General features: G+C 48.5%; 13 protein-coding genes and 1 pseudogene. 6 read left to right on the top strand and 8 right to left on the bottom strand.

All coding sequences use genetic code 11. The features are described from left to right. Positions 1-690 (bottom strand): ABC transporter substrate-binding protein (locus tag AC1DWB_RS28070; protein WP_477544401.1); only part of this gene is annotated, 690 nt, incomplete at its 3' end. Between the two features lie 206 nt (positions 691-896). Between AC1DWB_RS28070 and AC1DWB_RS28065 the strand changes: the two genes are divergently transcribed. After that, entirely contained in the window at positions 897-1,763 is an 867-nt protein-coding gene (locus AC1DWB_RS28065; RefSeq protein WP_477544400.1) for a helix-turn-helix transcriptional regulator, read from the top strand. 291 nt (positions 1,764-2,054) lie between these two features. Beyond that, positions 2,055-2,213 (top strand): S-layer homology domain-containing protein, encoded by a 159-nt coding sequence (locus AC1DWB_RS28060; RefSeq protein WP_477544399.1) that lies wholly within the window; start codon positions 2,055-2,057, stop codon positions 2,211-2,213. Between the two features lie 53 nt (positions 2,214-2,266). Here AC1DWB_RS28060 and AC1DWB_RS28055 read toward each other — a convergent pair whose 3' ends face one another. From AC1DWB_RS28055 to AC1DWB_RS28045, 3 genes are all read right to left on the bottom strand, one after another. Beyond that, positions 2,267-2,887 carry an MFS transporter gene (locus tag AC1DWB_RS28055; RefSeq protein ID WP_477544398.1) on the bottom strand — a complete coding sequence of 207 codons (621 nt, stop codon included), beginning with the start codon at positions 2,885-2,887 and terminating at the stop codon, positions 2,267-2,269. Between the two features lie 409 nt (positions 2,888-3,296). After that, a complete protein-coding gene (locus AC1DWB_RS28050; protein WP_477544397.1) occupies positions 3,297-4,193 on the bottom strand; it encodes an AraC family transcriptional regulator in 897 nt (298 codons plus the stop codon). Between the two features lie 34 nt (positions 4,194-4,227). Further along, a complete protein-coding gene (locus AC1DWB_RS28045) occupies positions 4,228-6,528 on the bottom strand; it encodes a glycosyl hydrolase family 28-related protein (protein ID WP_477544396.1) in 2,301 nt (766 codons plus the stop codon). A 228-nt stretch (positions 6,529-6,756) separates the two neighbouring features. Here AC1DWB_RS28045 and AC1DWB_RS28040 point away from each other — a divergent pair, with 228 nt between their 5' ends. Further along, a complete protein-coding gene (locus tag AC1DWB_RS28040; protein ID WP_477544395.1) occupies positions 6,757-7,032 on the top strand; it encodes a hypothetical protein in 276 nt (91 codons plus the stop codon). Positions 7,033-7,038: 6 nt separating this feature from the next. Then, positions 7,039-7,380, top strand: a complete 342-nt coding sequence (locus AC1DWB_RS28035; protein WP_477544403.1) for an HAD hydrolase-like protein — start codon at positions 7,039-7,041, stop codon at positions 7,378-7,380. Positions 7,381-7,470: 90 nt separating this feature from the next. Here the strand turns inward: AC1DWB_RS28035 and AC1DWB_RS28030 are convergent, their stop codons facing one another. Continuing rightward, entirely contained in the window at positions 7,471-7,743 is a 273-nt protein-coding gene (locus tag AC1DWB_RS28030; protein WP_477544394.1) for a hypothetical protein, read from the bottom strand. Here AC1DWB_RS28030 and AC1DWB_RS28025 point away from each other — a divergent pair, their 5' ends adjacent. Then, positions 7,744-8,283 carry a DeoR/GlpR family DNA-binding transcription regulator gene (locus AC1DWB_RS28025; RefSeq protein ID WP_477544393.1) on the top strand — a complete coding sequence of 180 codons (540 nt, stop codon included), beginning with the start codon at positions 7,744-7,746 and terminating at the stop codon, positions 8,281-8,283. A 41-nt stretch (positions 8,284-8,324) separates the two neighbouring features. Here AC1DWB_RS28025 and AC1DWB_RS28020 read toward each other — a convergent pair whose 3' ends face one another. Together AC1DWB_RS28020 and AC1DWB_RS28015 are read right to left on the bottom strand one after the other, a co-directional pair. Beyond that, positions 8,325-8,936, bottom strand: coding sequence for a helix-turn-helix domain-containing protein (locus AC1DWB_RS28020; RefSeq protein WP_477544402.1), 612 nt, complete (start codon positions 8,934-8,936; stop codon positions 8,325-8,327). A 21-nt stretch (positions 8,937-8,957) separates the two neighbouring features. Continuing rightward, a pseudogene (locus AC1DWB_RS28015) lies at positions 8,958-9,137 on the bottom strand (cupin domain-containing protein); the annotation flags it as partial. 256 nt (positions 9,138-9,393) lie between these two features. Here AC1DWB_RS28015 and AC1DWB_RS28010 point away from each other — a divergent pair. Continuing rightward, entirely contained in the window at positions 9,394-11,160 is a 1,767-nt protein-coding gene (locus AC1DWB_RS28010; protein ID WP_477544392.1) for a glycoside hydrolase family 35 protein, read from the top strand. 328 nt (positions 11,161-11,488) lie between these two features. Here AC1DWB_RS28010 and AC1DWB_RS28005 read toward each other — a convergent pair whose 3' ends face one another. Continuing rightward, a complete protein-coding gene (locus AC1DWB_RS28005) occupies positions 11,489-11,803 on the bottom strand; it encodes a helix-turn-helix transcriptional regulator (protein ID WP_477544391.1) in 315 nt (104 codons plus the stop codon). Positions 11,804-12,005: the final 202 nt, after the last annotated feature.

The raw sequence follows: 12,005 nt of genomic DNA, 5'->3' as shown, positions 1-12,005 counted from the left end.
GAGATGGGGCGCTGAGAGCTGGTTTAGGAACATCAAGTGCTGGAATGCCATCGTTAAGCCGCGATAGGACTGGCCGCTGTCGRTGCGGGTCATTTGTTTCGCCAAATCGTATAGTTCGTCCCAAGTCAGACCCTCCTTCGGATAAGCGACTCCGAAGCGATCGAACAGGTCCTTGTTGTAGAATAAAGCAGCGGACGAGGTATTGACCGGAAGTCCGTATATACCGCCATTCGCCAACTGCCTTTGGATCTCTATCGTAGAAGGCTCCAGACGGGATAAGTTGTAATCGTATTTTTTAATTAAATCGCTTATGTCGCTCTGCATGTTGTAGGTGAGCATGGCAGCGGGGGTTAATCCGACTGAACTGATAAATATATCGTAGGACTGGCCCGACTCGATGTAAGACTTGAAGGATCCTTCCTCGTAAGTTATTTTGTAATTTGGAAACTTTTCGCTGATTTTATTTCCGAAGCCTTTCATAAATTGCTCTGTCGTATTCCCGCTGCTTGTACCAATCACAAGAGTGACCTTTTCCTCCGCCGCTTGTTTCGCCAGGTCGACCGGACTGCTTTTCACTTCCCCGTTGCCTGTTCCTTCCTTCTTTACAACTTCTCCGCCTCCACCTCCGCAACCTGAAAGCGTTAACATCAAAGCAATGACTAAAGCTCCGATCCACCCTTTACTGTTCAAGACGTTCCCCTCCTATTTGAATATCCATCCGATCAATCAGATTATAACACGGCCTCTTTTCGGGAGCATGACTCTTAGTGGGACGTTATGCAAATGAAATGACTGTGAGTGTTTTTGCGATCGGAAGTATTTGGCTCTTGTGGAGAGATTCTATTGTATAATAAGAGAAGCACAGTCCAATACGCTTAGACAAGGTAGGATAGAACATGAAACCGCATTCATTTCGATTATTCGACCATTTTTTCTACAAATATGACAAGCTGCCCGCAGGCAATGTTCTCGTTCATTCCCATTCCCAGTATGAGATCTATTATTTTCATAGCGGACATTGCGATTATTTGCTTGGGGAACGAACGATTCCTTTGCAGCCGGGTGATTTGATTATTATGAACGGCTTGACCCCGCATTGTCCGAAGGTAGACCGATCATCGAAGTATGTGCGAACGATGTTTTCGTTTGACCCTCACTCGGTGCAAGTGTTCGGACACAACCTCCTGGCCTGCCACCCTCTGAAGCCGTTCGAAACGTTGCGAAACCATCACATTCGATTGGATCCGGCGACAAAGGCGGAGTGCGAATACATCTTAGAGCGGATCAACCGATACTACTATTCCAATGATCCTTTACATGACAACCGACTGCTATCGGCATTTTACGATTTGTTGCTGCTTATCTCCGAACAGTGCCGCGAGGCAATGCTATCGACTCAAAATTCCTTGTTCGGCTGGGAACAGTATGTTCAGGGGATAGTTGATTACGTCGAAGAGAGGTATATGGAGGACATAGGCATTGATCAGATGGCTTCGGATCTCCATATGAGTCGATTTCATTTAATGAAAGTTTTCCGGAAAGTAACGGGACTGACCCTATTCGACTACTTGTACAAAAGACGGGTCGATCAAGCCAAAATGATGTTTTATAGCAGTAACCGGAAGTCCGTAACCGATGTATGCTATCAAGTTGGGTTTAAGCATCCTTCACATTTTAGCCGGGTATTCAAGAAACAAGTAGGCACGACGCCGGAACAATACCGGAAACTCGTACGTGAATCGTCAAATCAAGCATATAACTGATCGCCAACCGGAATAACCTTAGATTGAAGTAACCAGACTCATAAAATCCATGGAAAAATTGAGCAAAGGATTTTTTAGTTTCCTGACTGATCTTGGCACGGCTCGCACTGCACAGACTGTGTATGGTGTGTGATAATGAGCTCTTATTCAAACAGCGTGTACGCCGTGACAGATAATGCCGTCAGCTTTACCGATATACAACAGCATTGGCAAATCGTTTGTAAAGCTTGCCGCAGCGAAAGGACTTGTCAAAGGTGTCGGCGGCAGTCTATACGTCAGGATATCGGGAGCGTGGACGCAGCCTATCTGGAGGACGTCCGCCTGATGGTTAAGCTTACCATTATGACAGGCACGGCTGAGGATGCGTTCAGTCCGAAAAGCGAAACGACGCGCGCACAAGCTGCGGCCGTGTTCACAAGGACGCTGCAAGCACTTGGGATGTTGGACTGATTCACGCATAACGAAACAAGCCTCGAACCCGAATGGGTTCGAGGCTTGTTTCGTTATGGTAGCGGTTGAAGCGACTTCGAGGAACGACGTTCCCGAATCAGCACCGTAGAAATAATCGTAATGGAGACAAGCACCAGCGTCATCGGAATAAGAAATATGGATGGATCATACCCTACGATGAACAGCGGCAACAAATAGCCGATCAAGGAGGCCGTTAGCGAAATAAATACGTACAAACTCGCGCCGAAGCCGGAACGGCCTACGAACATCCGCTGCACATACCCCATCGCAACCCCGTACAGGATGGAGACAAAGAAAGAATAAACCGGCTGAATGAGGAAAAAAACGATCAGCGGCGAGTGCAGCGCATAAACCAAATAGGTAATAAACGCGCCAACCCCGCCGAGCAGTATAATTTTTCTGCTACCGTATTTGGCTGCCCAATAACCGGCAATGGTCATGAACAACAGCTCGAATACGGCCTGCGCGCTCCAAATATACGACATGTACTCCGGCTTGCCGAACAACGATTTAACGACAAGCGGCAGGTACAAGCCGCGAATCGCATCTGCGCAAGCAAGAAGCAGCAGCGCGATGAGCATAATGAGGGAAAACGGCTCGCCTCCCCCCGAACGGGTCGGCTTCTTTTCCTCCGAACGCTCCCGATAGAACAATCGATGGCTCCTTCCACAACAATGGATAGAGGGAGCCATCAAGATCCGATCATTCATAAATCTAAAGTCTGATGATTAATCATTCTGCCTGAAGATGATATTCATTCATGGCCTCATTCAATGAAGCCGACGAAGGAATGATGAACGTAAGACAGCTTATTTCGCTTTCTTCATAAAAGAGACAATCAAAGCACGCCCACAACCGCCGGCCGTCATGACGAGGAGCGCCGCAGCGACGGTCAAGCAAATTTTGTTCAACATAGCTCACCTTTCCTGCTACCAGTATGGTGGAGTGCTGATGAAATCTTCTTTAGGATACCCCGATAATCGTCATACAATAGGTTGTACGAAAAATAATCACCCCCTCGGAACGCTGGAAACAGTGGACCGTGAGGGTGATTATCGTTGTTTATTCGCGGAAGGCCGAGCTTTGCTGAATCATTTTCCGATACTGATCCGGCGACACTCCTACCTGCTTTTTGAAAAGCCGGCTGAAGTGAGACAAATGCTTGATTCCCACCTGCTCGCTCACTTCGGAAACAGTTATTTTATGGTGATGGAAAAATAAGATTTTCGCGTGGTTGATCCTTTTCCGGTACAAATAGTCGAAAATCGTCGTCCCCGTCACCTTCCGGAACATTTTCGCCAAATGAAACCGGTTCATATGAAGCTCAAGCTCCAGATCCTCGAGATGAATGTCTTGCATATACCGCGTCTCGATAAAATACATGATCTTGCGCACGTTACGCTCTTTGTCCGAAAGCGGACTGCCCTCTCGATCGACGGCCTCGCGGCTGTGGCTGTAAATGAACAGCAGCAGATCGTAGAACGCCATCAGCAGCCGATGATAATCGACAAAATCGTCTTTGCCGTAGAAACGGTTGACCCGTGAAAAAAGCTCCTCCACTTCCTCTCTCTCGCTCTCCGATGGCCGCAGATGGTAGTTCCGCAGCAGTTCGAACGGCTTCAACGGATTGAACGACTTGAAATGCTGAGTAAGCTGCATCAGAACAGGATCGAATAAGATCATGGAACGCATGTATTCGTCTTTGCTATACACTTTCGGACAATGCGGAGTCATCCCGTTCATAATGATCAAATCTCCGGGCTCGAGAGAAATGACGCGATCCCCCAGCATGTAATCGCAGCGTCCCTTTTGAAAAAAATAGATTTCATACTGCGGGTGGGAATGAAAGTAAAAGCCGGAGTCGTAAACGAAGTCCCACCTGTAGTGAAACTCATTGAACATGGGATAACGGTTGTCGGGCTGCACGCCAATCCCCCCAATCGCCATAATAAGAATCATTATAAGCTCTCGGGAATGGGGACCGCAATTTTTATTACAACTTCGCCTTATACGTCCATTTCAAATTGTCCGTTCCCGCCGCAGGAGGGGCTGCATACTCGATGAACAGGTGACTCCCGTTCGCTTCCGCATAAAGAAAGCCGGCCGAATCTGCGTTATTGGGCGTAACCGTTACCTGTGAAGGCGTCCCGTTTAAAAGGTGCGGTATCGCGAACCGGGTCGTCGTTCCGTCTCCCGACTGCACCGCAAAGCCGGACTTTTCCCGTATTTGTGCGCCGGATACTTTCACGATGCTGCCATCCTGCCATAGCTGGTTAGCGGAAGCCGGATCGCTGACCGGCAGCCCTCCCATCAGTACTTTGCCATCATGGGTCACCGCTACTTTCTGGGCACCGCTGCCGTCAAAAATCAGGACGGAAGGCGTCGCGCTGTCTTCGATCTGAATGCGTACCTTGTCGTTGCGGTCGCGAAAGTTCCAACGCTTCGTCGTCTGAAAATCGCCCCCGAATGCATCGCCCTGGATTTTGCAGTGCGGAAACTGGATAGTTGCCTTCGCATCTCGGTTACCATACAGCTTCAGGCCGAACTCTGTCATGCCGATAGCGGCGGTTGACCCGGAACGGTTGATCAACCGCGGAACGGCCGCTTCCGACGAGACGAAGTTGATAGTTCCATTAATACTGCTCGCAGAGACATAGATCGGAGATACGTAAGTCGGCATCTGAATCTTATTGAATGCCGCACGGTCAAGCCATACGGCGCATGATACGGTCTCTGCAAAATTTCTGGCATGATCGACGAAATTTTCGCGGCAGGACATTACATTGTTCGTTGCTGCGGCATCGAGCCTTACACCGACCGCACTGTTTTCCAGTGCCGAGTTGCAGTCGACCGTCGTATTCCAGCTGTTGTCCAAATGGATGGCGCGGCCGATCGCGAACGAGACAACTTGCGACGAGGCGCCGCTTGTTTGACCGGTGACGGATTGCCCGATTTCCGGAATATATTTGCTCGAGTTCAGCACCGTACATTTCAGCACGCCGCCTTCGACAGCATTGACTTTGGCAGTAAAACCGAGCGCATTCGTAACGGTTTCCCCCGGCGTAAAGCCCGAGGGGGATTGGACTGTGATGTCCACGCCCTTGAAGTTGGCAATCGAGCAGGCGATCACCTTGTTTCCGCCGCACAAATAGGTTCCATTGCCGATATGAATACCCGCCCCGGTACTGTTGTTCTTGCCAGGAGCAACCATGCAATTGACAAATACGTTCTCGTTTCCGGCCGTTATCTCGTACACGGCGGCATGAACCGGCTTTGTCGCCGCTCCTGCTCCGGAGTTGCCATCGCTGATGGCATAGCAGTTCTCGACGTATACGCCTTGACTGACTGCATGAAACTGCACGTCCGATTTGCCGATCGATACGCATGTGCTTGCGAATTTACTGAATTGAACGTCGCGAATGTAACATGCATTGCGGGCCCCGCGGTACAAGATGCCCCGAACGTCGGCCATATTGTTCAGATCCAGCGTCAACTCTTTAATTCCCACGTTGTACATCGCATCTCGCGGCCATACCGCCGCGAAGTAGCCAGGCTCCGCGATGATCGCCCATTTCCCGAGCGCGTATTGCCCGGAGTCCGCAGCGAACCCGGCGTCGCAAGCGAGCACGGTAACGCCGCAGCCGTCGCCGCATACGACGGTGCCGTGGTTCCGAATGAACAGCGGTGAAGCGATGCGGTACACGCCTCGAGGAATATATACCCGCGAAGCGCCGTAAGGCACGGAATCACCCGACTGCTGAAAGGGCAAAGCCTCGAGAGCAGCCTGAATGCTTCCCGTATCGTCCGATATACGGTCGCCTTTGGCTCCGAACCACTTTACGTTTACCGTCCCGTCAAATATACGTTTCCATCTCGCTCCGGAAGCCGAAACCAATACCGTTCCCGTATTATCGGCCGAAACGGTGTCAGCGGCATCGTAATAGAACGGTCCTTCTTGACCCCGATCGGTCACGTAATAAAGCTCTGCGTCAGGAACAGCGGAGGACATCGCTCTCAGATCCCCGATCGTCGTCCGGATGACCGCCAATTCCTGCACGGTATTGGTAATAGCGTTTCCTTTACCGTAAACGTGACCGGTTACCCCTTCTCCGGCAGCCCACCCGTTGTTCAGAACCGCACTCGCCGCAAAAGCCGTCCCGGCCAAACCTATCGAGGCCAACAGCCCCCTCCGGGTGATCGAACGTCGACCGACTGGGGCCTCTTCCACTTTGTTGTCCGGATTTATACCGCCAACTCCCACTGCAGGCTTCGTAACGAGATCTTCTCGTTCCATACTTCACTTCCCCTCGAGTCTGATAGCGCTTACAAAATGATCATATCATACCGCTTCCCGAATATCGTTGACCCAGATTGTCAATTGGCATCGCCCAGTTTCATGTTGTTGTGCAAATGTATGCCGATAACCCGGGTTTTGACGAAATCTTTGTGAGGATAGCCCGCCAATCGTGGTACAATAAGTTATACTCGCAATCGATTTTCAACACGAGGAGGCGAATTCGCCATGATCAAGCAAACTATTTTATTCGACCTGGACGATACGCTCATCCATTGCAACAAATATTTCGATGAGGTACTCGATCAATTCGCCGATCTCAGGACAACGTGGTTCAATAGCTATAACATGACTGCCGAAGAAGTGAAGCGCAAGCAGTACGAGTTCGACTTTGTCGGCGTGCACAAGCTCGGCTTTGCCGCTGGTCATTTCCCCCACTCGCTCGTGAACACCTATGAGCATTATTCGGCCATGACGGGTCGGGAAACAAGCGAAGAAGAATAGAAACAGCTGATCGCTCTCGGAAACAGCGTATACGAGTTTCCGAACATCGAGCCTTACCCGAATATGAAGGAAACGTTAGGAAGCTTGAGTGACCAAGGCCACGAGCTGTTTCTATACACAGGCGGGGAGCAGAACATTCAGACGAGCAAAGTGATGCGGATGGGCTTGGACGCTTTTTTCGGAGATCGTTTATTCATTTCCGCGCATAAAACAACGGATGTGCTGGAATCGATTCTGACGAAGCAGAGATTCAACCGGGACAAAACGTGGATGATCGGCAACTCGATCCGCACCGACGTCGTTCCCGCTCTGGAAACGGGCATCAGTGACTACACCTATTATCATTGAGTTCCCTCCTAAATGAAGCGAAATTAGCAGGCTCTTTTCGATGTATCCTTTTACCTGGAAGATCTGACGGCGTTAAAAGTGCACCGGCAATCAAAATGATTCCTGCATTACACAGATCTCATCTTTTAAATCCTCATTGATACCAATTATACGTTCTATATCTTGGGAGGACTCAACGGGGGTCGGCTTCTTAAAGCTCTCCGCTCGAAAGCCTTGCGGATTCAGGTTGGACAGCACCTTCTTGATGACACCGTCCTTGCCGCTGCAGTCCATGCCTTGGAACAGAATGAGCACACCGTTCGTCTTGGAAGCATATAGCTTATCCTGTAGCTCGCGAAGCTTCCGCTTCTCAAACGTACGCAAATGATGAAGGCAGAGAAAGTAGCCATCGGTAAGCTGGCTGCCTCATTGGTCAACGACGGTATTATGCTAGATAATGGCACTACGACGATTGAAATTTTACCTCATTTGAAGGACCACACCAATCTGACATTAATCACCCATTCGGTTCCGGTCCTGACGCTGGCGATGAAAATGTTCAAAGGTAAAATCATTTTCGTGGGCGGGGGGATTAATGTGGAATATCAAGCGGCAACGGGCTCCTTGACGGATCAGCTTCTGGATCAATTTAAAGTGAACAAAGCATTTATCTCCGTTGGAGGCATTTCTTTGGCGGACGGTATGACTGACTTTCACTTGGCTGAAGCGATTATATCGCGGAAAATGATGCAGCGGGCTGAGGAAGCGATACTGGTCGCAGATCATTCCAAATTCGGCATGTCGACGTTTGCTAGAGTATCGAAACTTGAGGAAATCTCCATGCTGATTACCGATCAAGGCTGTCCCAAGGAATGGATCGACAGGGTTGAAGCTCTAGGCATCGAAGTGTTCATAAGCGAGTAACGAGGGGCGTGTACCAATCTAATACGAAGATCCCCCCTCTATCACTTCGACGACTGCACCGATTGATGTCTCGGTTTGAAATCGCTGGGAGACTGACCGGTCCAGCGGCGGAATTGCCTGGAGAAATGGCTTGCCGAGTGAAAACCAAGCCGCTCCGCAACATCGGCCATCGGCAGGTTTGTCGTGACAAGCAGCTCTTTGGCTAGGTTGAGTTTTTGTCGGCTGACATATTGTTTAGGGGATAGGCCGTACACCTTGGAAAAAAGCTTGCTGCACTGACTGCGGCTTAAGTTGAGTTCTTTGGCGACACTTGCCACAGAGGTTTCTTCGCAAAGACTGTGCAACAGCTTCTCTTCGATGACGTGCGCGACATCAGCTGCAAATAGCGAAGCGTCTTTGCCCGATGTTGTGGTTTTCGTTTGTGAAGCAGGGCTCTCCCGCAGCAAAGCCAATACGTCATGAATAATTAGCAGCGTATATGATTGGAGCAGCAGCTTATCCTCAAAGTGGAGGTTAAGCTGCTGTTCATCTGTGGGCTCCTCTATGTCACGATTACGCTGAATGATCGCTTCCAGCTCGCTTACGTAGAACCGCAGCTTACTTCGATTGGCTTCGTTATGAGTTATATGACGATAAGGAGTGGCGGCAAGCATGCTGCGAATCTCGACATCATCCAGATCAAAGTGGACATTAAAATAACCATAATGCGATGTCGCTAAGTTCGATGACTGATGCCTGACTCCTGACTTTATGAGCAGCCAGTCACCTTCTCGCATCGTGATTGACTCACGATTCATTTCTTGAACGACTTCACCTTCTAAGCAGCAAAGCAGCTCGAATAGATGATGATGATGACGCGGGTAATGTCACCCTGGAGGCTGTAAGCCAAAATGGCATCCAACAACCTGGAGGGTGTTGACCATATTCGGGAAACGGTATGAATCGTCCATGCGCAGTACCCTCCGATTTTTTTCTAACGTTATTCCCATCATATCATCGAATTGGCACATTTGGTATAGAAGATGCCCATTTTGGAGATTGAGTATAGGGTGCATTTTCAGCGATGATAAGAGTAGAAACTTACTATAGTTCTAACTCGGAGGGATTAACTTGGCGAATTTACAAGTGAAAGATGCACAGTTTCAATTCGATGGAAAACCTCTTCAAATTATAGCAGGAGCGATTCATTATTTTCGTGTCGTGCCTGAGTATTGGGAAGACCGACTGCAGAAGCTTAAAGCTTGTGGATTTAATACGGTGGAGACCTATATCCCATGGAATTTACATGAACCACAGGAGAATGTATTTAACTTTGACGGCATTGCGGATGTGGAACATTTCATCAAACTTGCGGGTGATTTAGGTTTGCATGTGATCGTTAGGCCGAGTCCTTATATATGTGCCGAATGGGAGTTTGGCGGATTTCCAGCTTGGTTGCTCCAATACTCGGATATGCGGCTTCGTTGCATGGATCAGTCTTATTTGGACAAAGTGGATCGTTATTACGATACATTGATTCCACGGCTTAGTGCGTTGTTGAGTACGAATGGCGGACCAATTATCGCCGTGCAAATTGAAAATGAATATGGCAGCTATGGTAACGATACGACTTATTTGACTTATTTGACTTATTTGAGAGACGGGCTGATTAATCGCGGTATCGACGTATTGCTTTTCACATCCGATGGTCCTGATGACAGGTTGCAAGGGGGTACCATACCGGGTACACTGGCTACCGTTAACTTCGGCTCGAAGCCTGAGGAGTCTTTTGCAAAGTTCCGAGAGTATCGTAAGGATGAGCCCCTCGTTTGCATGGAGTATTGGAATGGTTGGTTTGACCACTGGTTGAAGCCACACCATACACGAGATGCGGCCGATGTAGCGGATGTATTTGATCGTATGCTGCGAGCTGGAGCATCGGTTAATTTTTATATGTTCCACGGCGGGACGAACTTTGGTTTTTACAACGGGGCGAATTATCAGGAAAAATATGAAGCGACGATTACGAGTTATGACTATGATTCGCCACTGTCTGAATGTGGGGACGAAACAGAGAAGTTCAGAGCTGTACGCAGCGTGATTGCTAAATATCAAGGTATTGAAGAGAAAGAATTCCCTCAATGGCCTGCTCCTATTGCAAAAAAAAGCTATGGTCACATTGCCATGACGGAACAGGCAGATTTGCTGACGCAGCTGCCCCTGCTTTCTAACCCAGTTGAGCGTGTTTTCCCAGAGCCGATGGAAAAGCTGGGTCAAAACTATGGCTTTATCGTTTATTCCACGAAGGTGTCTGGGCCGCGTTCAGGTGTGAAACTCAACCTTCAGGAAGTACATGACCGTGCGCAGGTATTTTTGGACGGTGTTTACCAAGGCACGGTGGAACGTTGGGACCCGCGTCCACTAGCTCTGGACATACCAGCAGGAGGCGCGAAGCTGGATATCCTGGTAGAGAACATGGGCCGCGTTAACTATGGCCCCAAGCTGAAAGATTATAAAGGGATTACAGAAGGGGTAAGATTGAACAATCAATTTTTATTTAATTGGACGATCTATCTGTTACCTTTGGAACAGACATCATCCATCCCTTTCGAGCGCATATCGGAGTCGAAGGAAAGAGATGATCGCCCGACCTTTTATAAAGGCGAATTTACAGTGGATGAGAAGGGCGATACCTTTATTCGCCTAGATGGATGGTCGAAGGGGGTTGTTTGGATTAACGGCTTTAACTTAGGTCGTTACTGGGAGAAAGGGCCACAACGTACGTTATATGTACCAGCTCCATTACTGCGTCAAGGTCTTAATGAAATTATCGTATTTGAATTACATTATACGGAGAATCCAGTCATCGAGCTGACGGATGTACCGGATTTAGGTTAAGCGGGAGGGGAAATGCGAAAGGAGTGGATATAACTATGACGTAGACGCTATCTGTGATGCATGGCTGTTGGAGGATAGCTYAATCATCGTCACAACGGATCATGGCGCGGTGCGTTGGTTGATGCACCCCTTAGAATAAATATTGGAAAAACCCTTGGGTAAATCCAATATTTATTCTAAGGGGTGCATTTTTTATGGCGAGAAAGGGGRCAAAGGGTATTCGAGGATCGACAAGGAGATGGAAATCATGGCCCTGACTGAGCAGTTTAAGCTACTTGGCCTGTAGGGCTGGAATAATTTTCAAGGTAATTCATCTTTTGCATTAGATTCAGGTCAATACCTGCTTGATAATATCATTCCGAAAATGTAAAGGATTAACCCCAGTGGTAGTCTTGAAGACTTTTCCGAAATAATGAGTGTTGCAGAAGCCAACTTTTTCAGCAGTTTCGGTTATGGATAAATCGCTGTCAATCAACATTTTTTTGGCCATATTGATTCGCGTTAAGTTGATGTAACCCGGTATGGTCATGCCGATCTGTTTTTTAAAGGTCCGACTGAAGTGGTAAGGACTCATACTCGCAAGCCGGCACAAATCAGTCAAGTAAATAGATTCAGCGTAATGCTCTTCAATATAATCCAACACGGGTCGGATGGAGGCTAAGTTATGAATAGCTACTGAAGCACTCTCGTTTTTGCGGTAAAGTCTTCTTTATCAAAGTGACGAAGAATGGCGGTCATCATCCGATAAACGCAGGACTTAATTGCCATGTGAACTGGGAGATCTACCGGCTACTACCTCGATCGATGAGTTTCTAAAAAATCCCAACATGGATGCTGTGGTAATA

Source organism: Paenibacillus sp. P4_E11, from assembly GCF_056401635.1.
Note: the sequence above shows the minus strand (reverse complement) of the source record. Positions and strands in the feature narration are given on the sequence as shown.